We start from the raw sequence: 22,504 nt of genomic DNA, 5'->3' as shown, positions 1-22,504 counted from the left end.
GCACGCCACGACGAAGGTCATGGGGGGATTTGCGCGGCTCGTTCGTCCTGATAGCCAACAGGCGCCATTCCGAGCGCCCCCGGGGAGAAAGTCGATGCGGTATCCAGTGCGCGTCCTGCTGTTGAGCATGGCCTGTAGTGCGGCGCTGGCCGCGCAAGCCCAGGCGGCCCCCGGCCGCATCGACCTGCCTGCGGGCGAACTGACCACGGCGCTCAATACGCTCGCGAAGCAGTCGGGCACGCAGCTGGTCTATCGCGCCGACCAGTTGAAGGGCCGACGCACCAGCGGGGTGCAGGGCGCCGCGAACACCGACCAGGCGCTGGACCGCCTGCTGCAGGGCAGCGGCTTCCAGGCCAGGCGCGACGCCTCCGGCGCGGTGCTGATCGTGCAGGCCGACGCGACCCCGCGTCGCGCACCGGCGCCGCGTCCCGCGCCCCAGGAGGCGCCTCCCGGTGGCGGTGCCGCGCAAGCCGAAGAACCCGTAACCCAGCTGGAAACCCTGCAGGTCACCGGCTCGCGCATCCCGCGCGCGCAGATCGAAGGCCCGGCGCCGATCACGGTGGTGACGGCCGAACAGATCCAGGCCGCCGGCTTCACCTCCGTGCCCGACGTGCTGCGCTCGCTGAGCCAGAACAGCGGCACGGTGCAAGGCCAGCAGAACACCACCAGCGCCCAGTCCACGCCGGGTGCGCAGGCGGTCGACCTGCGTGGCCTCGGCCCGAACCACACGCTGGTCCTGATCAACGGCCGCCGCATCGCCGACTTCCCGCTGCCGCTCAACGGCCGCAGCAACTTCACCGACATCGGCAACATCCCACTCGGCATGATCGACCGCGTGGAAGTGCTGACCGGCAGCGCCTCGGCGGTCTACGGTTCCGACGCGATGGCCGGCGTGATCAATTTCATCCTCAAGAAGTCGGTCGATGGGACCATCTTCGACTACCGCTACGGCGACACCGAACGCGGCGGCGGCGAGTCGCACCGGCTGACCGTGACCACCGGCTTCGAACGCGGCGATTTCAGCGGCATCGTCGGTGTGGAGTTGCTCGACAAGCGTCCGCTGTGGGGCTACGAGCGCCGCAACCAGGATTCCACGCTGGACTCCCCGCTGGCGCGCCGCCAGCTGCCGCGCCTGACCGCGCAGATCCTCAACTGGGAAGACGACACCAACATCGCGCCGGCCGACGGATGCGCGGCCATGGCGGGCTTGAACGAGGGCACGACCGTGCTGGCCGACGACCGTTTCGGCGAGCCTTACTGCGGCAGCGAGCGCGCCATCGCGTATCGCACGATCACCAACGAGCGCAAGGGCGGCAACGTCTTCGGTGCGTTCGAGTACCGCATTTCCGACACGCTCTCCTGGTTCGCCGATACGCAGTTCGGCCACCAGACGGTCCGGCTGCTGACCGGCACCAACGGCAACGACGTGGCGAGCGACCACATGGGCTGGGAATTCCACGACCCGGCGTCGACCAACAACTACCGCGACAAGGTGTTCTACAACGCGCTCACCGATCAGCGCGAGATCTGGACGCGCCAGTTCACGCCCGAGGAAATCGGCGGCCTGCGCAACCGCATGAACACCACCGTGCAGAAGACATTCGCGCTGTCCACCGGCTTCAAGGGCCAGTTCGGCGAGGACTGGAACTGGGAAGGCGCCTACAACCACTCGCAGTACAAGGCCGACGTGGAGATGCCGCGCATCAAGGCCGACGCGGCCAATCGCCTGTTCCTCGGCGAACGGCTGGGCTACACCAGCCGGGGCTATGCGATCTACGCGCCCGACCCGACCCGCCTGTTCACCCCACTGACACCGGCCGAATTCGCGTCCATCTCGACCATGTCCACGTTCCGTCCCGTGGCCAAGAACGACAACCTCAGTTTCACCGTCGACACGACGTCGCTGTTCACGCTGCCGGCCGGCGACGTGGGCTTCGCCGGCGCGATCGAATACGGCAGCCAGTCCTATCGCATCAATCCCGATCCGCTGGCGCTGACCGAGGACGCCTATTACGGCCCGCGCTACGGCGACGGCCGCGGCGACCGCGACCGCTGGAGCGTGGCCGGCGAGGTGCGCCTGCCGCTGCTGTCGACGCTGGAGGCCAGCCTGGCCAGCCGTTACGACCGCTACGAATACGGCAACAAGAATCCCGGCAAGTTCACCTACAGCGCGGGCCTGGAATGGCGCCCGCTGGACACGCTGCTGGTGCGTGGTTCGTACGGCACCGGCTTCCGCGCGCCGGACATGCATTACCTCTTCGCTGGCAACGACTACTACCGCACGCGCTTCGCGACCGACTACTACGATTGCCGCACCGCCGAACCGGACGCCACCAACGACTACTGCTACGACGACGGCAGCTACGACGTCAGCACGTTTGACGTCTACAGCGGCAACATGGACCTCAACGTAGAGACCAGCAAGTCGTTCTCCGCCGGCTTCGTGTGGTCGCCGTTCAGCGGCTTCGACCTGTCGATGGACTACTACAAGATCAAGGTGATGAACCAGGTGCAGACGCAGGATCGCGAGCGCATCCGTCGCGATGAGGCGAACTGCCGCCTGGGCGTCACCGACAGCGGCACGCCGGTCGACATCAACTCGGCCACCTGCCAGGACGCGATCGCCCGCGTCATCCGCGACAGCGATGGCGTGATCACCAGCGTGCGCTTCAGCCCGATCAACATCGCCAGCGAAGAGACCTCGGGCATCGACACCAGCGTCAGCTACCGCCTGCAGACGGCGCAGGCCGGCGACTTCCGCTTCACCGGCAGCTACACCTGGGTGCATCGCCACGAGAGCCAGCAGTACCCGGGCGACCCGACGCTCGACATGCTGAACTACGAGACCTACAGCCCCGCCCTGCCGCGCCGGAAGGGCAACCTGGGCGTGAGCTGGGACAAGGATGCGTTCGGCGCCAGCCTGTTCGGCAACTACCTGGGGCGCGTGCCGAACTACGCCGACGATGCCTGGATGCCCGAGTCGTGGCGCTTCAATGCCGGCGCGCGCTACGACATCAACGATCACCTGCGCATCTCGCTGACCGTCAACAACCTGCTCGACAAGATGCCGCCGAAGGATCCGACCTGGTCGAACTATCCGTATTACGACACGGCGTGGTTCGACAGCGTGGGGCGTGCCTACTTCCTGCAGGTGACGTGGAAGCTGGGCGGCGAAGCGCTCTGAGCCTCGGATCGCTGCGTTCCGGGAAAAGCCCGCCTTAAGGCGGGCTTTTTTCTTCCGGGTGCGCTGCGGGCGCGGGCAACGTGGACACCATTCCCGTCATGCCGCCGCAGGCCGGGATCCATTCCGCCTTCGGTCCGGCGCGGCAGGAGCCTCCTCTGCGATACACGCGTGCGAACGAGGCAGGATCAAGATGGATCCCCATCCCCGCGCGTTCGCGGGGACGACGGCGCTTCGGTTCAGGCGTGCCGGATGCGCGGCATCGACCCGCACCTCACACCGTGCCGCGATTCTTCCCCTGCCACGGCCGGTACCATGCACGGATCGCGGCCATGTCGGTCTCCATGTCGCCGGTCGGGTAGTACACGTCGCCGATGCCGATGATCTTCTCGGGATAATGGAAGTACGCCATCAGGATCGGCACCTGCGCCTGCTGCGCGATCTTCAGGAAGCCGCCCTTCCACTTGTCCACGCGCTTGCGCGTACCTTCCGGCGTCAGCGCGAACCACATCCTGTCCGACGTGCGGATCATGCGGACCGCCTGCTCGACCGTGCCCTGTGGCGAGCTGCGGTCGACCGGCACCACGCCCAGTTTGCGCAGCAGCGGAGACAATGGCCACCAGAACAACTGCGCCTTGCCGAGCACGCGCACCTGGAAGCCCATCGCGATCTTCGCCGCCATGCCCCAGATGCCGTCCCAGTTGGACGAATGCGGCGCGACGATCATCACCAGCTTGGGCAGATCCGGCAGCGTGCCCTCGATCCGCCAGCCGAATGTCCGCAGGAAGGTGCGCCCCATCCAGCGGGTGAAGCGGTTGGGGGGCACCTGCGGCATATTGGGCGGGATGCGCGGAACGATGTCGTGGCTCAAACGGTTACTCCCATTGGTTCTTCTGCGAACGGCCACGCTTGACCTGGCTGCGCTCGCGCTTGGCATCCAGACGACGCGCCTTGGCCGCACGCGATGGCTTGGTGGCGACGCGCTTCTTCGGCACGACCAGGGCGGCGGCGATGATCGCGGCCAGGCGTTCGCGCGCGTCCTGGCGATTGCGGTCCTGGGTGCGGAAGCGCTGCGCATCGATAACCAGCACGCCCTGGTCGGTCAGGCGGCGATCGCGCTTGGCCAGCAGGCGCTCGCGCAGCGGCTCCGGCAGCGACGGCGACCCGGCCACGTCGAAGCGCAGTTCCACCGCCGTCGCCACCTTGTTGACGTTCTGGCCGCCCGCGCCGCTCGCGCGCACGAAGCGCTCGACCAGTTCGTCGTCCGGAATCGCCAGCGTGGGCGTGATCTCGAGTGCGGTACTCCCCATGCGGCGGATTGTAGTCAGGATGCGCGGCCGTTCGTAGCGCAGCGCCGCAGGATAGGCGCCAGTTAACGCCAGATTTACTCCCCGGCAGGCACCCTGTGCCCCCGTTCCACGCCACCCGCACCGCATGATTCCTGCTTCGCTGACCGCGGCCCGCCGGCTTTGCCGCCTCGTCCTCGTCACCGCCGCGCTGGCCTGCGCCAGCCCTGCATTCGCGGCCGAGCCCACCGACGCCGACATCGACCGCCTGTTGAAGGCGTCGCGCGCCGAGAGCCTCCTGGCCGGCGTGGTGCCGCAGATGGAAGCCGTGCAGCAGCAGGAGTTCGACAAGCATTTCGCCGGCCAGACGATGACCGAGGAACAGAAGGCCGAAGTCGCCCGCATCCAGGCCAAGACCCAGGAAATCGTGCGCAAGGCGCTGTCGTGGGAACAGATGCGCCCGGTCTACCTGGACGTCTACAAGAAGACATACACTCGCGAAGACGTGCGTGCGATCACCAAGTTCTACGAGAGCGCGGCCGGCCAGCGCATGCTCGACAAGAACCCGGCGCTGATGCAGAACATCATGAGTGCGGTGCAACAGAAGATGGTGCCGATGCTGGAAGAACTGCAGGGCGAGATCAAGAACATCCCGGTCACCCCGCCCCCGCCGGTCTCGCCGCCACAGAAGCGGCGCCGTACGCGCTGAACCCTGGCACGTCTTTATGGTGTGGGAGCGACGTAAGTCGCGATGATCCACCGGTAACGCTTCATCGCGACTTACGTCGCTCCCCATCAGACTGCGCGACAGCTCACGCTCGCCTCAGAGCACCAGCTGGTCTCGCGGCGGCAAGCGCCAGTCGATGGGCGCCTGACCGCGTTGCGCGAGGTACTGGTTGGTCGCGCTGAAATGCCCGCATCCCAGGAAGCCGCGATGCGCCGACAACGGCGACGGATGCGGCGCGCGCAGCACGCGGTGGCGGCGCGTGTCGATCACCTTGCCCTTGGCCTGCGCATAGCTGCCCCACAGCAGGAACACCAGCCCTTCGCGCTCGCGCGCGAGCGTCTCGATGGCGTGGTCGGTGAAGCCTTCCCAGCCCTTGCCCTGGTGCGCGCCCGCGCGACCGTCCTCGACCGTCAGCACGGCGTTGAGCAGCAGCACGCCCTGTCGCGCCCACGGCAGAAGGCAGCCGTGGTCCGGCGGCGCGATCCCGAGATCGGCGTTGATTTCCTTGTAGATGTTGAGCAGCGATGGCGGCACCGGCACGCCCGGCAGCACCGAGAAGCACAGGCCATGCGCCTGGCCCGGCCCGTGGTACGGGTCCTGGCCGAGGATCACCACCTTCACGTCATCGAACGGCGTGGCGTCGAACGCCGCGAAGATCTGCGGCCCGGGCGGATAGATCCGCGCGCCGGCGGCCTTGCGCTGGCGCAGGAACGCCGACAGCTCGCGCATGTCCGGCCGCTGCAGCCAGTCGCCGATGCGCGCTTTCCACGAAGGTTCCAGCCTGACGCGGTCGTCGTCCGTCATGCGCTCAGACCAGACTGCGCGTTTCGTCCATGCGCGCCAGGCGCAACTGGAACAGCACCTTGGTCACCAGCAGGCGCTCGGCGATCGGCTTCAGCACCAGATCGTTGGCGCCGGCCTGGAGCAACTCGGCCTGGTTGTCGCGGTTGCTGTCGCCGGTCATCACCAGGATCGGCAAGCGTCGCTTGCCGTAGGCGAAATCCACGCGGATGCGCTGCACGATGTCGCGCCCACTCAGCTCGCCCTTCAGGATCACGTCGGTCAGCACCAGGTCGAACTTGTGCGTGGACAGGCCCAGCGACTCGGCGGTGAGCAGCGCGAACGCGTCCTCGGCCTTCATCACATGCACCACGTTGAGCGCCTGCCGCTCCAGCATGCGCTTGGTGGTCTCGGCGACGACGCGGCTGTCCTCGATGTAGAGGATGGTGGCGCCGACCACCGGCTCGGGCTGCACGTAGCCGCGGATGAAGGTCGCCAGGGCTTCGTGGCCCAGCGCCTTGTCGAAATAGTCGGTGACGAATTCGGTGAAGCGGCGCTCTTCCAGGTGCTGCTGCGCATCGCCGGACACGACGATCACCGGCACGTACGCCTGCCCCGCCGCTTCGCGCACGCTGCGCGCGATCTCCATGCCGTCGCCGTCGGGCAGTGCCAGCGCGGTGGTGACCAGATGCACTTCGCCGGCCACCAATGCGTCGCGCGCTTCGGCGATGCTGGCGCAGCCGATCACCTGCACCCCCGGCAACTCGCGCTGCAGGACATCGGCAATCAGCTTGCGGACCAGCTTCGACCCGTCCACCACCATCACGCGGGGCGCGTCGCTGATCAGATGCCGGAGCTCTTGGGCCATGAAGATGCAGGGTCGTCAGGTGGCAGTCGGGCGAGTCTGACGCAAGAAGTGGCCGGTCACCAGCCATGCGCCCAGCCAGCCGACCACCGTGGCCGCCAGCACGACGGCCGCGGCGGCGACGGGGTCCAGCCCCACCAGCGAGAACGGACTGCCGTAGCTGCGCGCAAGCGCGGCCAGCGGCGCGCGCAACGCCATCGCCGCCAGCGTCAGCAGGCCGAGCGCCAGCGCACCTGCGGCCAGGCCGTACCACGCGCCGAGATAGATGAAGGGCTGGCGGATGAAGCCGTCGCTCGCACCCAGCAACTGCAGCACGCCGATTTCCTCGCGCCGCGACTGGATGTCCAGGCGTACGGTGTTGCCGACCACCAGCAGCGCGCCCAGCCCGAACAGTACCGCGAGCACCCAGACCAGCCGTTTGCCGAAGCCCATCCAGCCGGCCAGGCGTTCGCGCCAGGCGGCGTCGTGCTGCAGCAGGTCGGTTTCCGGCAGCGCCTCGAGCGCGGCGATCAGCCCTACTTCGTCGCCGTCCGGCACCACCACCAGCAGGCTGGGCAGCGGATTGCCGTCCAGCAGATCCAGCGAACCCGCCAGGCCGCTGCGTTCGCGGAATTCGGCCAGCCCCTGCTCGGGCGTGCGCAGTTCGACGCGCGCGACGTCGCTGCGGGCGCGCAACGATTCCGCCAGCGCCTGCGCGCGCGCGACCGGCGTGTCCGGCGTCAGGAACAGATCGATCTCGCGCGACTGCTGCACGTCGCCGGCGAAATGGCCGACGTTCTGCAACGCCAGCCAAAGCCCCAGCGGCAGCACGAAGGCCACCGCCATCACGCCGATCGTCAGCAGCGTGGCCCATGGGCGACGCACCGTGCGGCCGAGGCTGGAAACGAAACTGTAGAGATGCTGGTCCAGCCAGATGCCGAACCCGGAGCGCGCCTGCGCGCGGCTGTTCTTCGCGTCGCTCATTCGGCCAGGTCCGCCGGGGAAATGTCGTCGACCAGCTTGCCGTGGTCGAGGATCAGCACGCGCTTCTTCATGCGCTTGAGCAGCGACAGGTCGTGGCTGACCACCAGCACGCTGGTGCCGCGCTCGGGCATGGACGCGAACAGCGACATGATCTCCGCCGCCAGCGTCGGATCGAGGTTGCCGGTCGGCTCGTCCGCCACCAGCAGGCGCGGTTCGGCGACGATGGCGCGCGCGATGCCGACGCGCTGCTGCTCGCCGGCGGACAGTTGCGTGGGCAGTGCGTTCTCGCGATGGCCCAAACCCAGGCGCGCCAGCACTTCGCGCACGCGCTTGCCGATGTCGCCGCGACGGTCGCCGCGCAGGATCAGCGGCAGCGAGACGTTCTCCATCACCGTGCGGTCGGTGAGCAGGCGATGGTCCTGGTAAACCGCGCCCACCTCGCGGCGATGCAGCGGGATGCGTCCTCCGCGCACTTTCAGCAGGTTCCGCCCCCCGAACACCACCGCGCCGCGGCTGGGTCGCTCGCTCAGGTGGATCAGTTTCAGCAGCGTGCTCTTGCCGGCGCCGGAGTGGCCGGTGACGAACAGCATTTCGCCCTCGGCCACCTCGAAGCTGACGTCCTCCAGCGCCGCGTGGCCGCCGGGGTACTGCTTGCTGACGTTTTCGAATCGAAGGACGCTCATGTGCGTCGATTATGCCGGAGCGGTCGAGACGCTGGCGATGGCGCGCGGCAAAGAAAAAGCCGGGACAGGCCCGGCTTCTCCTCGGTTACCGCGACGGCGCGGCTCAGCCGCCGGACACCAGCGAGCGGATCTTGCGGCCCAGCCTGGTCAGGAAGCCCGCGTTGTCGTCGACGGGCTTCGGCGCAGCCGCCGGTTTCGCGGCGACCGGCGCGGCGTTCGCCACGGCGCCCTCCGCACTCTCCAGCGGACGGCCATGGCGACGGCGACGGCGCTTGCGTGGCTTGCGCTCGCCATCCGGCAGCGCTGCGGCGACGTCCGTGCGCGCTTCCTCGCTCGCCGGGCGCGGCGCCTGCGGCTTGGGGGCCTCGCCTTCGGGGCGAGGCGCACGCGGCGGACGCGGCTTGCCGTCGGCCGAACGTGGCCCTTCGCGACGACCACCCTCACGGCGTCCGCCGTCGCGACGACCGGCACCGCTGGAGCCGCCGGGCTTGCGGCCACCGCCACGACGTTCTTCGTCGGCGGCTTTCTGCTCGCGCGCCTCGCGGAAGATCTGGCTGACGCTTTCTTCTTCGTCGTCGCCCTCGCCCACTGCAGGCTTCGGACGTTCCGGACGCGGCAGCGCCGTCAGCAGTTCCGCGGTGACCGGCTCGGACGGGATCTTCTGCTCGATGTAGGCCTCGATGTCGGGCAGCGACATCGCATAGCGCTCGCAAGCGAAGCTGATCGCATCGCCCTCGGCGCCGAGGCGCGCGGTACGGCCGATGCGGTGCACGTAGTCCTCGGCATCGAACGGCAGGTCGTAGTTGAACACGTGCGACACGCCATCGATGTGCAGGCCGCGTGCGGCCACGTCGGTGGCCACCAGCAGTTCCAGCTGGCCGGCCTGGAAGCGCTTCAGCAACGATTCGCGCTTCTTCTGAGGCACGTCGCCGGACAGCACGCCGACGCGATAGCCGGCGCGTTCAAGCGCGCGCGCGACGCGTTCGACGAACGCCTTGGTGTTGACGAACACCATCGTGCGCGCGCCTTCGCTGCGCGACAGCAGGCCGATCAGCAGCGGGATCTTCTCTTCGTCGGCCGGGTAGTACAGCTTCTGCCGCACCTTGGCCGCGGTGATGAACTCGGTCTCCACGACGAGCTTTTCCGGCTCGTTCATGTGCTCGTAGGCCAGCTCCAGCACGCGGTGCGACAGCGTGGCCGAGAACAGCAGCGTCTGCCGGGTGGTGCGCTCGGGCATGCGGCGCAGCAGGAAGCGGATGTCCTTGATGAAGCCGAGGTCGAACATGCGGTCGGCTTCGTCCAGCACGCACATCTCGCACGCATGCAGGCTGACCACCTTGTGCTGCTTGACGTAGTCGATCAGGCGGCCCGGGGTGGCGATGATGACGTCGACGCCCTTCTGCAGGATCTCGCGCTGCTTGTCGTAGTCCACGCCGCCGTAGACCAGGGCGAAGCGCAGGCCGAGGTCGGCGCCGAACTTCACGGCGTCCTTGTGGATCTGGATGGCCAGCTCGCGGGTGGGCGCCAGGATCAGCGCACGCGGATCCTCGGGCTTGCGCTCGGCCAGCGCCGGGCGGCTCAGCAGGCGGTTCATCACCGCGACCAGGAAGGCCAGCGTCTTGCCGGTGCCGGTCTGCGCCTGGCCGGCGACGTCGCGGCCCGCCAGGGCGACCGGCAGCGTCATCGCCTGGATCGGCGTACAACGGGAGAAACCTGCGCCTTCCAGCCCGGCGAGCAGCGCCGGATGCAGATCGAACGAGGAGAACGTGATGTCGGTTAACGGTTTGTCGCTCATGCCTTCTTCTTTGCGTCGCTGTGTTCCGCGCGCGTCTCTTATGAATGCGGTGGGTGTGCTTGCAACGGCCTGACCGGCGTCGCACACTGCGCCCCCTGTGCCGGGTTGCGCGACCACCTGGGAACCCTTGAATAAGGTCGCGGAACGCCCCAGTTTACCCCAATCGTGGTGGCCGTCCCGGCCCGAACCCGTCCGCGCCCTTCCGCGGACCCCGCAGGAGATCCCCGTGAGCGACAAAGTGACCCACGTCGGCGATGCCGATTTCGATGCTGCCGTGCTGCAGTCCGGCGAGCCGGTGCTGGTGGACTTCTGGGCCGAATGGTGCGGCCCCTGCAAGATGATTTCGCCGGTCCTCGACGAACTGGCCGAGACCTACGGCGGCAAGCTGAAGGTCGCCAAGGTCAACGTGGACGAGAACCGCGCCACCGCCATCAAGTACCACGTGCGTTCGATCCCGATGCTGCTGCTGTTCAAGGACGGCCAGATCCAGGCCACCCAGATCGGTGCCGTCGGCAAGGGCCAGCTGACCCAGATGATCGACAAGGCCCTGGGCTCCCAGGCCGCCTGATTCCCTCGCCCCGCCCCCGCCGACGCGGGGGCGCAGGCTGAATCCGCTTGAACCCGCCGCTCCCAGCGGCTTGCCGCCACCCCGGACCCGGTGATAGTGTCGGCCCCGAAATCCGGCGCAGGGGATGCGCCGCACCCATCTGAATACCCACTCTTCACTTCACCCCGCCGCCGCAACGCCGGCGCTCGCCACCTAGCGAGGATTCGCACCTTGTCCGACAGCAGCAACGAAACCGGCGCTCCCGCCGAGAAGCGCGTGCGCAAAGCCCGTGTACCGAAAACCCCGTCCGCCGACGCCGGCGCACCGGCCGAGCGCGCGCCCGACGTGGCACCGCAGCTCCCGCTGCCGCCCCCCGTCGCCGCCGAACGCCCCCCCGCCCCGGCCCCCGCGGCGCCCGCACCCTCCCATGAGGGCGGCGGCGCCGACACGCCCGCCCCTCAGGCGCAGGGCGGCGGACAGCAGCAGGACGGCGGCGAGCGCGACGGCAACCGCTTCAATAACAACAACCGCCGCGACCGCTTCCGCAATCGCCGCGAGCGCAACCGCGATCGGCAGGGCCACGACGGCATGCCGCAGGACGGCAATGGCGGCGGTCAGGAAAACTTCGCGCCGCGCGTGATGCCGAACGTGCCGGAAGGCTTCCCGCAGTACTCGCTGGGCGACCTCAAGCGCATGCCCGCGCCCAAGCTGCTGGACATCGCCGAGCAGCTGAACATCCAGGAAGGCGTGGCCCGCGCGCGCAAGCAGGATGTGATCTTCGCGTTGCTGAAGGTGCTGACCCGCCACGGTGAAGGCGTCGCCGCCGACGGCGTGCTGGAAATCCTGCCGGACGGCTTCGGCTTCCTCCGCGCGGCCGAGGCCAGCTATCTGGCCGGTCCGGACGACGTGTACATCAGCCCCAGCCAGATTCGCCGCTTCAACCTGCGCACCGGCGACCACCTGGCCGGCCGCATCCGCTGGCCGAAGGACGGCGAACGCTACTTCGCGCTGTCGACCATCGACACCATCAATGGCGAGCCGCTGGAAGCGTCGAAGAACAAGGTGCTGTTCGAGAACCTGACACCCCTGTTCCCGCGCCGCCGCTTCACCCTGGAGCGCGGCAACGGTTCGTCGGAAGACATCGCCGGCCGCATCCTCGACCTGATGGCGCCGCAGGGCAAGGGCCAGCGCGCCCTGATTGTGTCGCCGCCTAAGGCCGGCAAGACGATCATGATGCAGCAGATCGCCACCGCCATCACGACCAACCACCCCGACGTGCACCTGATCGTGCTGCTGGTGGACGAGCGTCCGGAAGAAGTGACCGAAATGCAGCGCACCGTGCGCGGCGAGGTGGTCAGCTCAACCTTCGACGAGCCCGCCGCGCGCCACGTGCAGGTTGCCGAGATGGTGATCGAGCGCGCCAAGCGCCTGGTCGAGCACAAGAAGGACGTGGTGATCATGCTGGACTCGATCACCCGCCTGGCCCGCGCCTACAACAACGTCGTGCCCAGTTCCGGCAAGGTGCTGACCGGCGGCGTGGACGCCAACGCCCTGCACCGTCCGAAGCGCTTCTTCGGCGCCGCACGCAACGTGGAGGAAGGCGGCTCGCTGACCATCATCGCCACCGCGCTGGTCGAGACCGGCAGCAAGATGGACGAGGTGATCTACGAAGAGTTCAAGGGCACCGGCAACAGCGAAGTGCACCTCAACCGTCGCATCACCGAGAAGCGCGTCTACCCGGCCATCGACATCAACCGCTCCGGCACGCGCCGCGAGGACCTGCTGATCGAGCCGGAGCTGCTGCAGAAGATCTGGATCCTCCGCAAGCTGCTGCACCCGATGGACGAGATCGCGGCGATGGAGTTCCTGCTGGACAAGATGAAGAACACCAAGTCGAACGACGAGTTCTTCAGTTCGATGAAGCGCTGATCCGGCGAAGGAAAGAAAAACGCCCGGCATTGCGGGGCGTTTTTCTTGTTCCGCTGCGCGGGGATCCACAGGAATCGGTGGGTCAAAGCAGCTTGCCCACCACGTCCTCCTTCAGCGCCAGGGTGGAGTCCAACGGCAGCACGCGCGGATCGACCTGCACGGTGCCGGGCGGCAACGTCGTCTGGTTCTGGATCGACCATGGTCGCGTCGCCATGGGCCAGCCCATGTGCCGATATTCCGTGTCGCCACCGCGGACATCGCGCGGCCAGAACGTCACAAGCACATGGACATCGCGCGGATATCGGGCAACGCCGCCCTGCCGCGAGCCGGCAACGAATGTCCAGCGCCGCGCCGCCTCCAGGCTGGCCTGCCCGAAACGCTCGCGCCACTTGCCACGGATCTGTTCATCCTTGATGTGGGTCAGCAAGGCCGCTTCTTTGACGGTGGCCTTCGCCACGCCGCCGTTCCCGTCCATCTCCAGCTCAAGCAGCACGCGTGCGCCCGCGCGGGCCTCGAGCAGGACACGTGGATACTCCGGAGATGCCGCGCCCGGCGTGAGCATGGGTGCGCCGAACCAGGCTTCGGTCAGGCGCAAGCCATAACCTTGCCCGAGGGGAACCGCCTCCAGCGTCAGCCTCGCATGCGTATCCCCTTCGATCGGCCGGGCCTCAGCGTCAGGTGCCGCGAACTGCCATCTGCTGACGCTGGTCGCAACCTGGGTGGCGACGGCAGCGCTTACCCCGGGGTCGGGCTTGAACTGCGTCACTTTCCCATCGGCGGTGAGGTGCAGCGTGCCCGCAACTTCCAAGCGCACGGCAGCCTCTTTCTGCTGGCCGATCGCCTGGCTGCCCAGACAGGCCAACGCCGCCCCCAAAACTACGCCTCTCAACATGCCCGCCCTTGTGTGTGGTGTGTACGAAAGAGGCGCATACGTCAGACACCGTCCAGCGGCGTCAACAGCTTCGGGCCGCTGCTCGCACCGGCCAGGTGTATGCCGCCTTCGGCCAGCGTATCCGGGGAGAAGCCGGGACGGTCTTCGTCCGGCGCCCAGGCCGGGCGCGTACGCGGTCCTGGAATGTAAACCTCCCATTTTCCATAGCGCAGCCGCTCACTGCCCTGGAACGAGAAGTCCACGGGAACACGCACCAGCCAGTGAGGCTGGCCCGCCTGCTCGCCAGCGGTGGGCGGGACGAACGTCCACTTGCGTGCTGCCTGCATCGCCGCATCCGCGAACCGCTGGCGGTAATGCGACATCTGCTCCTCGCTGCCGATGATGCGCAGGTTGACCTGCTCGGTGGCCACGTCGCCCACGGTGCCGTCACGCTCTACCCGGACCAGCAGGTACGCGATGCCTTGCGCACCACTTTGCGCAGGACCGACCGGGTAGCGTGGCGGGGTCATTACGTTGCCGCTGACCTGTTCGTTGGCGGGTACCGCCTTGCCGTCGCTGAAATCCGCACCCCGGATTGACACGCGCATCTGGCCATCGCCGATCGACGTGCCGACCAGCCGCGCGCTCATCTGCGTCACCGCCCGTCGTGCGACACCATCGACCAACGTCGGCTCGAACTGCCAGGCCATGACATTGCGGTCGACAAAGTCCGCGATGCCCTTGGGCAGTTTGTCCCGCTCATCCAGCACCACCTTCTCGACGCCGCCATCGGTGGCGATATGGATGGTTCCGGTCACCCGGAGGCTCGCCTCGGTCTGCTTGCGGACGGCCCCTGGCCCCTGCGCACCCGCGCCTTGCGTCACGACCAGGGCGGCCAGCAAGGCCAGCGCACGCCATACGATTCCCTGCTTCATCACGCTCTCCCTTTTCCATGGAAGCGGCCCATGCCGGGCGCGTCGCCCGCATACTATCGCCACGAGGTGATGCATGCACGGTAGTGGTCTGGAGTTGGCGCTGGTGTTCCTGCTGGCCGCGGTGATCGCGGTGCCGGTGTTCAAGCGCTTCGGGTTGGGCGCGGTGCTGGCCTATCTGGTGGCCGGCGTGGTGCTGGGGCCGGACGGGCTGGCGCTGGTGCGGGACGCGGACCGCATCCTCAATGCGGCCGAGATCGGCGTGGTGATGATGCTGTTCGTCATCGGCCTGGAACTGTCGCCATCGCGATTGCGGGTGATGCGCAAGCCCGTGTTCGGCGCCGGCGGCCTGCAGGTGCTGTTGAGTGCGCTGGCGCTGGGCGGGATCGCACTGGCGTTCGATCACCATTGGAAGACCGCGCTGGTGATCGGCCTGGGACTGGCGTTGTCGTCCACCGCCGTCAGCCTGCAGCTCCTGTCCGAGCACAAGGAGCTGACCAGCGAGCACGGCCGGCTCGGCTTCGCGATCCTGCTGTTCCAGGATCTGGTGGCGATTCCGTTGCTCGCCGCCATCCCGCTGCTCGGCGGTGCCAAGAACGAAACGCTGACCTGGACGATGGTGCTGCATGCCGTCGGCGCCATCGCGATCGTGATCCTCGGTGGCCGGCTGGTGCTGCGGCAACTGTTCCGCATCGTGGCGCGCACGCGCATGCCGGAGGTGTTCACCGCCACTGCGCTGCTGGTGGTGCTGGGCATCGCCTGGTTCATGCAACTGGCGGGACTGAGCGCCGGTCTCGGTGCGTTCCTGGCCGGCGTGCTGCTGTCCGACTCGGAGTTCCGCCACGAACTGGAATCCCAGATCGATCCGTTCAAGGGCCTGCTGCTGGGCCTGTTCTTCATCGCCGTCGGCATGGACATCGATCTGGATGCGGTGGTGAAGGCGCCGGAACTGGTCGCGACGGGCGTCGCGGCGTTGCTGGCGGTGAAGTTCGCGCTGCTGTTCGGCATCGGTCGCTGGCCGGGGCGACTGGATCCGCGCGGCGCGCTGATGCTGGCGGGGACGTTGTGGCTGGGCGGCGAATTCGCCTTCGTCGTCTTCAGCGAAGCCGCACGCGTCAACCTGATGGACGCCGAACTGCGCAACCAGTTGAGCGCCATCGTCGGCGTGTCGATGGCGCTGACGCCGTTGCTGCTGCTGGGCCTGCACCGCCTGCTGGCGGACGTGAAGCACACGCCTGCCGTGGCGCCGCGCGCGTTCGACGATATCCCGGACGAGCAACCGCAGGTGCTGATCGCCGGCATGGGCCGGTTCGGCCAGATCGTCGCGCGCCTGCTTACCGCGCAGCGCATTTCCTTCGTCGCGCTGGAGCACAGCCCGGACACCGTCGACACGCTGCGGCGGTTCGGCAACATCCGGTTGTACTACGGCGACCCGACGCGACCGGACCTGCTGCGATCGGCCGGCGCGCAGCATGTGAAGGTGTTCGTGATCGCGATGGACGATCCCGACACCAACATCAAGGCGACGCGCCTGATCCGCCGCATGTATCCGGAGGCGCGCGTGCTGGCGCGCGCGCGCAACCGCCAGCATGCGTGGCGGCTGATGGACCTGAGTGCGGAGGCCTATCGCGAGACGCTGGGCTCGAGCCTGGAGATGGCGCAACAGGTACTCGTGGAACTCGGCCTGCCCCCGGAAACCGCGGCGGAACACACCCGACGCTTCCGCCAGCACGACGAGAAGCTGTTGCGTGCGCAGTACCTGGTGTACGACGACGATGGCGCGGTCATCCAGACCGCACGCGCCGCCGTCAGCGACCTGGAAAAACTGTTCGAAGCCGACGCGACCGGCGAGGACGTGCCGCCGGCGCGTTAACCGCGGTCGCGCAGGAAGCGCGCCATCGAGGCACCGGCACCCGGCGTGGCGGGCACGAATTCCGCCGCCACGTCGATGAAGCCGCGCATCACCGCGATCTCGCGCGGCGTGCGGTTGAGCGTATCGCGCAGCTCCGGATCCGCACCCGCCCGCAGCAGCCGGCTGACCACGCGCAGCAGGCCGTGCAGCGCCGCCAGGTGCAGCGGACCGAAGCCGCGCGGATCCTGCACGTCCAGCGAAACGCCTTCGTCGAGCAGACGCTCCAGGCCCGCCAGCACGACGTCCTCGTCGCAGGCGGTGCCCGGCTCGGCGCGTGCGCCGAGCAGCAGCAGGACCGGCGTCACCGCACCGGCGGCGACCTGCTCGGATTCCGCACCGGACAGCAACAGCGTGTCGAGCAACGCCACCAGCCGCGGCTTCTCGCGGGCAGTGAATCCGTAGAGCGCGGCGCAGTGCAACGGCGTGAGTCCCTGCGCATCGCCGGCATGCACGTTGGCGCCCGCGGTGATCAGCCGTGCGGCGATCTCGGGCAGGCCGAGCGCAGCCGCCAGCATCAGCACGGTGACGCCTCCGGGCAGGCGATGTTCGATGTCCGCACCTGCGGCGAGCAGGGCGCCGACGATCTCGACCTGGCGCATGCTCACCGCCGCCGACAGCGGCGTGGCGCCGGTGTTGGCCGCGCGCTGCGGATCGGCGCCGCGCGCCAGCAACAGTTCGACGGTGGTGGCGGAGCCGCCACCCGCCGCGCGCAGCAGGGCCGTGCAACCCTGGGCATCGGGGGAATCGACATCGAAGCCGAGATCCAGCAGCCGGCGCACCGCATCGCGATCGCCGGCCATGGCCGCCGCCGGCAGATCGGCCGGACGCAGCGCGCGGCGCGGCAGCGACCAGATGCGCCAGTCGAGCCAGTCGGCGAGGTCGCGCCGGCCGCAGGCCAGCGCCACGCCCAGCGGCGTCTGGCCGTCGGCGGCGCGCGCGTCGGGCGAGGCGCCTTTCGCGATCAGCTGCTTCAGCGCCGTCTCGCGACCGAGCACCGCCGCCAGGTGCAGCGCCGTCATGCCATGACTGTCGCGCGCTTCGCGGTCCACGCCGATGTCGAGCAGGCGGTCGAGCACGCGCTGCCATCCCAGCCGGACCGCCAGCGACAATGCCGGATCGCCTTGCGGCGAGGATGCGAACGGATCGGCGCCTCGCTCCAGCAGGTCCAGCGCGCAGGATTCCAGCGCGCGCGCGGCTTGGTCGTCCGCCGCACAGGCGGCCATGAAACGCGCCAGCCCGCCCGCGCCCGCCGGGGCGACGCCGCGCGCCAGCAGGGTCGCCAGGGCCGGCTGTCCGGCCGGGCCCTGCGCGAGCAGGGCGAACAGCAGGGTGTCGCCGGCCGCATTGCGGCTCTCCGCGTCGGCCCCGTGGCGCAGCAACCACGACAACCGCGCCGGACGATGCATGTCGGTGTCGTGCAGCAGCGCACCGAGTTCCTCGCGCGAGCTCAGGCGCGCGAGCGCATCCAGCCCGTCGAACTGTCCGCTGGCCAATCCGTCGCGCAGCAGTGCGACGGGCGCGCGGTCGGGCGGGGTCTCGTCGTCCGCCGCCGCCACGGCCGTCGGCAGCGCGTAACCGGGATCGAGGGCGGAGACCAGCGCCCAGCGCCCGGCTTCCGCGGCCACGTCGACCGCACGGCGGTCCTGCGCGTCGGCCAGGGCGGGATCCACGCCCCAGTCCAGCAGCCGGCGCACCAGCGCGGGCGACGCGTGCTCCGCCGTACAGGCCAGCCCGAGCGCACTGCGGCGCTCGGCATCCACCGCATGACGGTCGGCACCGGCATCGGCCAGTTTCTCCAGCACGGACAGGTGCGCGCCGCGCGCCGCCTCCAGCCACGGCGTGCGTTGCTGGGCGTCGCGCGCATGCACGTCGGCGCCGGCGGACAGCAGGGTGGTGGCGATCTCCGCGTGGCCGGCGAACGCGGCCTCGTGCAGCGCACTGCGGCGCTGCGCGTCGCGTGCATCGACCTTGGCCTTGTGCTTGAGCAGCAGCTGGACGCCGGCGGGATCGTCTTCTTCCGTCGACGCGGCCGCCAGCAGTACCGGCTGCCCGCCCTGCGGATCGGGCCGCGCGCCGCGCTCGAGCAGGAACTTCGCCAGCCGCCAGTTGCCGGCCACACAGGCGACGCCCAGCGGGGTCAGGCCGTCGTGGTTCAGCGCGTCCAGTTCCGCCGCGGCATCGCGCAGCAGCGCGACCACGCCGGGATCGGAGCTGCGGGCGGCGTGGTGAAGCGGCGTGTTGCCATCGGCATCCGTGATGCGCGGATCGGCGCCATTGGCCAGCAGCGTGGTGACGGCATCGGGCCGGCCGTGCCAGCTGTCGCGCGTCGCGGCGAGCAGCGGCGTGACGCCGGCATGCGCATGGTTGAGATCGACCCCGTGCGCGATCAGCGTGCGCAGCAGGCGCAGGTCGGGCAACACGGCCGCCAGCGCGCCCAGGCTGCGCTGGTCGCGCGCGCCCTCGGCAGGCAGGGCGTGCGCGTCCGCGCCGGCTTCGATCAGCTCCAGTGCACGGTCCACGCGACCACTGCGCGCCGCGTCGAACAGCGCCTGCTCCAGATCCACGATCTGCGCCGGATATTCCTCGCCATGCGCAGTGGCGACATCATCGCCTTCGCTGTCCGGCATCTCGACCACCGGCAATACGCCGGCGCCGTCCAGGCGCTGGACGCCCCAGTGCAGTACCGGCAGCAGCAGTGCGTAAGCCACCGCGGCGCCGGCCCGCGCCGCGTCCGGCACCAGCCCGGGCCAGGCCAGGCACAGCCCGCCGCCGACGGCGAGCGCCAGCAGCGTCGCCACGGCCAGACCGCGCCAGGCATGGAAGTCGCGCTCGACGAGTCCGCGCCAGTGCGCGGCGAGCGCGCCGCCATCGCGTTCCAGCCCATGCCAGAGCGGCCAGGTCCGCCACAATCCCACGATCACCGCGCCCACCACCGCACTGACACCCAGCGCGGCGGGCAGGCTGCCGCTGTCGTGCAGCGAGGCCAGCGGCCAGGCGAGCAGGGCGGCGCTGCCGGCGAACGCGACCGCCCACGCCAGCAGCAGGGCAGGCAGATCCTCGCGCCACGCGCGGGCGGGCGCCAGCACGCGCGTGCCGCGCAACCAGGACACGCCCAGTGCGATCACCGGCTGCGCCACGCAGGCGGCGATCGCGGCGACCACGCCGCCGGCCCAGCCGCCAACGCCGGCCAGCAGCAGGCCCGCCAGCAAGGCGCCCACGGCGGCAGGACGGGTCTGCAGACGCGACTCAGGCATCGGTACGGACGCGCAGATCGGGCTGTGGCGGAAACTGGATATGGAAGCCGCGCGCCGACAGGTTCCCGCGGACGACGTCGGCGTCCTCGCGCGCCAGGGTGCGATCCGGGGTCAGGGCCACTTCCAGCACGAACGACAGATCGCCCAACTGGGAGCGCAGCGGTTCCGGCACGAGGGAGAAATCGTCGCGCTTCGCCAGGTAGACGAAGGTGTCGGCCTTGCGCTGGCTTTTGTAGACGTAGGCTTGCATCCGCGCGTATCGCGCCCCGCGTGTGGACAAGCGGGGATTGTGCGTGAAATGCCCCATGCGCGAAACCCGCACGCGTTCACGCCCGGCATGACCATCGGCTGCCGGAACGCCATGGCCGGACTGGTACTCTTGGCGTCTTCACCTCGCAATAACGGATGCCTATGCGCCCCGCCCTGCTCGCCCTGCTCCTGCCGCTTGCCCTTGCGCCTTCAGCGCACGCCCAGACATCCGCGCCGCTCACGATCGAACAGGCGATGGCGGAGCCGGACTGGATCGGCCCGCCGGTCGAACGCGCGTGGTGGACCTGGGACGGCAAGCAGGTGCAGTACGAACTCAAGCGCGACGCCAGCGTCGTGCGCGACACCTTCGAGCAGGATCTGGACGGCCATGCCGCGCGCCGCGTCGGCGACGACCAGCGCGCGGGCCTGGACGCGGCGGATCCGGTCTACGACGCCCATCGCCAGCGCATGCTGCTGTCGCGCAACGGCGACCTGTTCGTGCGCGACCTGCGCAGTGGAGCGCTGACCCAGATCACCCGCACCAACGAGGCGGAGCAGCAGGCGCGCTTCGCACAGGATGGCGCGGTGATCTGGCGTACCGGCGCCACGTGGTACCGCTGGACGGCGGGCACCGGCACGTCGACGGTCGCCGAACTCAGGGCCGAACGCGATCCGCTGGCGCCGCCGAAGGCCGACGCCCTGCGCGAACAGCAGCTGCGCACGCTCCGCACGCTCGCCGACGACCGCGCCCAGCGGGAAGCCGCGCAGAAGCAGGCACAGGCCTGGCGCAAGGCGGATCCCACCCGCGCGCCCGCTCCGATCTACCTGGGCAGCGAGGTGGAGATCGAGTCCAGCTCGTTGTCGCCGAATGGCCGCTGGCTGCTGGTGGTGACGCGCAAGAAGGGCGCCGATGCCGGACAGGGCGGCAAGATGCCGATGTACGTCACCGAATCCGGTTACGAGGAATTCCAGGACGTGCGCACGCGCGTTGGTCGCAATGCGCCGTTGCCGCACGCGCTGTGGCGCGTCGACCTGGCCGACGGCAGCGTGAAGCCGCTCGCGTTCGACCCGCTGCCCGGCATCGACAAGGATCCGCTCGCCTCGTTGCGCAAGACCGCCGGCAAGGAGCCGCTGAAGGGACATCGCGACGTGCGGGTGGAAGGCGGCCGCGGTGGCGATGCGGTGGCCTGGACGAACGATGGCGCGCAGGTCGCCGTGCAAATCCATGCGGTGGACAACAAGGATCGCTGGATCGCCACGATCGACCTGGCGGGTGCGCGCCTGCAGCCCCGCCATCGCCTGACCGACGACGCGTGGATCAACTGGGGCTTCAACGAATTCGGCTGGCTGCCCGACAATCGCACGCTGTGGCTGCTGTCGGAAGAGTCGGGTTACTCGCATCTCTACACCGCGACCGGCACGGAGAAGTTCCGTGCACGCACGACGGGCAAGTGGGAGGTCTCCGAGCCGGAGATCACACCGGATGGCAACGGCTTCCTGTTCCTGTGCAACCGCGACTGGCCAGGCGACTACGAAGTCTGCCGCCTCGACCTGGCCAGCAACCAGCTGCGTGAAGTCACCGCGTTGGACGGCGTGGAAAGCTTCAGCGCGTCGCCGGACGGACGCCAGCTCCTGGTCCGCCACTCGCGCAGCTATACGCCGGCGCAGCTGTCGGTGGTCGGCATCGATGGCGGCCAGGCCACGCCGCTGACGGACACCCGCACGGCCGCCTTCAAGGCACGCGCGTGGATCGAACCGCAGTACGTGCAGGTGCCGTCGAAGCACGGCGCCGGCGTGGTGTGGGGCAAGTACTACGGCCCGAAGACGATGGAGCCCGGCAAGCGCTATCCCATCGTGATGTTCGTGCACGGCGCGGGCTACCTGCAGAACGTCACCGCGCGCTATCCCAACTACTTCCGCGAGCAGATGTTCCACCACCTGCTGGTGGAGCGCGGCTACATCGTGCTCGACCTGGACTACCGCGCCAGCGAAGGCTACGGCCGCGACTGGCGCACGGCGATCTACCGCAACATGGGTCATCCGGAACTCGAGGACTACCTGGACGGCCTGGACTGGCTGGTCGAGCAGAAGCAGGGCGACCGCGACCGCGCCGGCATCTACGGCGGCAGCTACGGCGGCTTCATGACCTTCATGGCGCTGTTCCGCGAACCCGGCAAGTTCAAGGCCGGTGCCGCGCTGCGCCCGGTGGTGGACTGGACGCAGTACAACCACGAGTACACCAGCAACATCCTCAATACGCCCGAACTGGATCCGGAGGCCTACCGGGCCTCGTCGCCCATCGAGTACGCCGCCGGCCTGCAGGACCATCTGCTGATCGCGCACGGCATGATCGACGACAACGTGTTCTTCAAGGACTCGGTGGTGCTGACGCAGAAGCTGATCGAACTCCGCAAGGACAACTGGGAGCTGGCGGCGTATCCGCTCGAACGCCACGGCTTCACGCGGTCGGATTCGTGGCTGGACGAGTACAAGCGCGTGCTCAAGCTGTTCGAGCAGAACCTGAAGTAAG

General features: G+C 68.9%; 17 protein-coding genes. 6 read left to right on the top strand and 11 right to left on the bottom strand.

Going from position 1 to position 22,504, the window contains the following annotated elements; all coding sequences use genetic code 11:
* The first annotated feature begins 94 nt into the window (after positions 1-94).
* Positions 95-3,184 carry a TonB-dependent receptor domain-containing protein gene (locus AC1Q5B_RS05715; RefSeq protein ID WP_492630748.1) on the top strand — a complete coding sequence of 1,030 codons (3,090 nt, stop codon included), beginning with the start codon at positions 95-97 and terminating at the stop codon, positions 3,182-3,184.
* A gap of 271 nt (positions 3,185-3,455) precedes the next feature.
* On the opposite strand, the gene AC1Q5B_RS05710 is transcribed toward AC1Q5B_RS05715, so the two are convergent.
* A complete protein-coding gene (locus tag AC1Q5B_RS05710; protein ID WP_492630952.1) occupies positions 3,456-4,016 on the bottom strand; it encodes a lysophospholipid acyltransferase family protein in 561 nt (186 codons plus the stop codon).
* A 40-nt stretch (positions 4,017-4,056) separates the two neighbouring features.
* On the bottom strand, positions 4,057-4,491 hold the full coding sequence (arfB, locus tag AC1Q5B_RS05705) for an alternative ribosome rescue aminoacyl-tRNA hydrolase ArfB (RefSeq protein ID WP_492630747.1): 435 nt from the start codon (positions 4,489-4,491) through the stop codon (positions 4,057-4,059).
* 124 nt (positions 4,492-4,615) lie between these two features.
* On the opposite strand from arfB, the gene AC1Q5B_RS05700 reads away from it, so the two are divergent.
* Complete coding sequence (locus tag AC1Q5B_RS05700) at positions 4,616-5,176, top strand: DUF2059 domain-containing protein (protein ID WP_492630746.1); 561 nt, start codon at positions 4,616-4,618, stop codon at positions 5,174-5,176.
* Between the two features lie 114 nt (positions 5,177-5,290).
* Here AC1Q5B_RS05700 and ung read toward each other — a convergent pair whose 3' ends face one another.
* The 5 genes from ung to rhlB form a co-directional block, all read right to left on the bottom strand.
* Positions 5,291-5,998 (bottom strand): uracil-DNA glycosylase, encoded by a 708-nt coding sequence (gene ung, locus AC1Q5B_RS05695; RefSeq protein WP_492630745.1) that lies wholly within the window; start codon positions 5,996-5,998, stop codon positions 5,291-5,293.
* Between the two features lie 4 nt (positions 5,999-6,002).
* Positions 6,003-6,842 (bottom strand): response regulator, encoded by an 840-nt coding sequence (locus tag AC1Q5B_RS05690; protein WP_492630744.1) that lies wholly within the window; start codon positions 6,840-6,842, stop codon positions 6,003-6,005.
* A 15-nt stretch (positions 6,843-6,857) separates the two neighbouring features.
* Positions 6,858-7,802: a permease-like cell division protein FtsX gene (ftsX, locus tag AC1Q5B_RS05685; RefSeq protein WP_492630743.1), complete on the bottom strand. Its 945-nt coding sequence runs from the start codon at positions 7,800-7,802 to the stop codon at positions 6,858-6,860.
* Complete coding sequence (gene ftsE, locus AC1Q5B_RS05680) at positions 7,799-8,485, bottom strand: cell division ATP-binding protein FtsE (RefSeq protein ID WP_162111233.1); 687 nt, start codon at positions 8,483-8,485, stop codon at positions 7,799-7,801. The genes ftsX and ftsE overlap by 4 nt, the downstream gene beginning before the upstream one ends.
* Before the next feature lie 103 nt (positions 8,486-8,588).
* A complete protein-coding gene (gene rhlB / locus AC1Q5B_RS05675) occupies positions 8,589-10,280 on the bottom strand; it encodes an ATP-dependent RNA helicase RhlB (protein ID WP_492630742.1) in 1,692 nt (563 codons plus the stop codon).
* 226 nt (positions 10,281-10,506) lie between these two features.
* Here rhlB and trxA point away from each other — a divergent pair, with 226 nt between their 5' ends.
* On the top strand, positions 10,507-10,848 hold the full coding sequence (gene trxA / locus AC1Q5B_RS05670) for a thioredoxin TrxA (protein ID WP_062350453.1): 342 nt from the start codon (positions 10,507-10,509) through the stop codon (positions 10,846-10,848).
* A gap of 210 nt (positions 10,849-11,058) precedes the next feature.
* Complete coding sequence (gene rho / locus AC1Q5B_RS05665; protein WP_492630741.1) at positions 11,059-12,756, top strand: transcription termination factor Rho; 1,698 nt, start codon at positions 11,059-11,061, stop codon at positions 12,754-12,756.
* Between the two features lie 82 nt (positions 12,757-12,838).
* Here rho and AC1Q5B_RS05660 read toward each other — a convergent pair whose 3' ends face one another.
* Both AC1Q5B_RS05660 and AC1Q5B_RS05655 read right to left on the bottom strand, forming a co-directional pair.
* Positions 12,839-13,618: an energy transducer TonB gene (locus tag AC1Q5B_RS05660; RefSeq protein ID WP_492630740.1), complete on the bottom strand. Its 780-nt coding sequence runs from the start codon at positions 13,616-13,618 to the stop codon at positions 12,839-12,841.
* Positions 13,619-13,689: 71 nt separating this feature from the next.
* Complete coding sequence (locus AC1Q5B_RS05655) at positions 13,690-14,562, bottom strand: energy transducer TonB (protein WP_492630739.1); 873 nt, start codon at positions 14,560-14,562, stop codon at positions 13,690-13,692.
* Positions 14,563-14,635: 73 nt separating this feature from the next.
* Between AC1Q5B_RS05655 and AC1Q5B_RS05650 the strand changes: the two genes are divergently transcribed.
* Positions 14,636-16,432 (top strand): monovalent cation:proton antiporter-2 (CPA2) family protein, encoded by a 1,797-nt coding sequence (locus AC1Q5B_RS05650; protein ID WP_492630738.1) that lies wholly within the window; start codon positions 14,636-14,638, stop codon positions 16,430-16,432.
* Here AC1Q5B_RS05650 and AC1Q5B_RS05645 read toward each other — a convergent pair.
* Together AC1Q5B_RS05645 and AC1Q5B_RS05640 are read right to left on the bottom strand one after the other, a co-directional pair.
* On the bottom strand, positions 16,429-19,725 hold the full coding sequence (locus tag AC1Q5B_RS05645) for an ankyrin repeat domain-containing protein (RefSeq protein ID WP_492630737.1): 3,297 nt from the start codon (positions 19,723-19,725) through the stop codon (positions 16,429-16,431). The two genes, AC1Q5B_RS05650 and AC1Q5B_RS05645, sit on opposite strands and share 4 nt — an antisense overlap.
* A complete protein-coding gene (locus AC1Q5B_RS05640) occupies positions 19,718-19,975 on the bottom strand; it encodes a YcgL domain-containing protein (RefSeq protein WP_492630736.1) in 258 nt (85 codons plus the stop codon). Before AC1Q5B_RS05640 ends, AC1Q5B_RS05645 begins: the two co-directional genes overlap by 8 nt.
* 161 nt (positions 19,976-20,136) lie before the next feature.
* Here AC1Q5B_RS05640 and AC1Q5B_RS05635 point away from each other — a divergent pair, with 161 nt between their 5' ends.
* Positions 20,137-22,503 carry a S9 family peptidase gene (locus tag AC1Q5B_RS05635; RefSeq protein ID WP_492630951.1) on the top strand — a complete coding sequence of 789 codons (2,367 nt, stop codon included), beginning with the start codon at positions 20,137-20,139 and terminating at the stop codon, positions 22,501-22,503.
* Position 22,504 lies beyond the last annotated feature (1 nt).

Source organism: Pseudoxanthomonas sp. GW835-FHT14C01 (assembly GCF_058793715.1).
This window is presented reverse-complemented; position numbering and strand designations above follow the sequence as displayed.

Excerpts from the sequence above, each read along its gene's own strand:
- AC1Q5B_RS05715 (WP_492630748.1), top strand. The coding sequence starts at position 95 with ATGCGGTATCCAGTGCGCGTCCTGCTGTTGAGCATGGCCTGTAGTGCG.
- AC1Q5B_RS05710 (WP_492630952.1), bottom strand. The coding sequence starts at position 4,016 with ATGCCGCAGGTGCCCCCCAACCGCTTCACCCGCTGGATGGGGCGCACC.
- arfB (WP_492630747.1), bottom strand. The coding sequence starts at position 4,491 with ATGGGGAGTACCGCACTCGAGATCACGCCCACGCTGGCGATTCCGGAC.
- AC1Q5B_RS05700 (WP_492630746.1), top strand. The coding sequence starts at position 4,616 with ATGATTCCTGCTTCGCTGACCGCGGCCCGCCGGCTTTGCCGCCTCGTC.
- ung (WP_492630745.1), bottom strand. The coding sequence starts at position 5,998 with ATGACGGACGACGACCGCGTCAGGCTGGAACCTTCGTGGAAAGCGCGC.
- AC1Q5B_RS05690 (WP_492630744.1), bottom strand. The coding sequence starts at position 6,842 with ATGGCCCAAGAGCTCCGGCATCTGATCAGCGACGCGCCCCGCGTGATG.
- ftsX (WP_492630743.1), bottom strand. The coding sequence starts at position 7,802 with ATGAGCGACGCGAAGAACAGCCGCGCGCAGGCGCGCTCCGGGTTCGGC.
- ftsE (WP_162111233.1), bottom strand. The coding sequence starts at position 8,485 with ATGAGCGTCCTTCGATTCGAAAACGTCAGCAAGCAGTACCCCGGCGGC.
- rhlB (WP_492630742.1), bottom strand. The coding sequence starts at position 10,280 with ATGAGCGACAAACCGTTAACCGACATCACGTTCTCCTCGTTCGATCTG.
- AC1Q5B_RS05655 (WP_492630739.1), bottom strand. The coding sequence starts at position 14,562 with ATGAAGCAGGGAATCGTATGGCGTGCGCTGGCCTTGCTGGCCGCCCTG.
- AC1Q5B_RS05650 (WP_492630738.1), top strand. The coding sequence starts at position 14,636 with ATGCACGGTAGTGGTCTGGAGTTGGCGCTGGTGTTCCTGCTGGCCGCG.
- AC1Q5B_RS05645 (WP_492630737.1), bottom strand. The coding sequence starts at position 19,725 with ATGCCTGAGTCGCGTCTGCAGACCCGTCCTGCCGCCGTGGGCGCCTTG.
- AC1Q5B_RS05640 (WP_492630736.1), bottom strand. The coding sequence starts at position 19,975 with ATGCAAGCCTACGTCTACAAAAGCCAGCGCAAGGCCGACACCTTCGTC.
- AC1Q5B_RS05635 (WP_492630951.1), top strand. The coding sequence starts at position 20,137 with ATGCGCCCCGCCCTGCTCGCCCTGCTCCTGCCGCTTGCCCTTGCGCCT.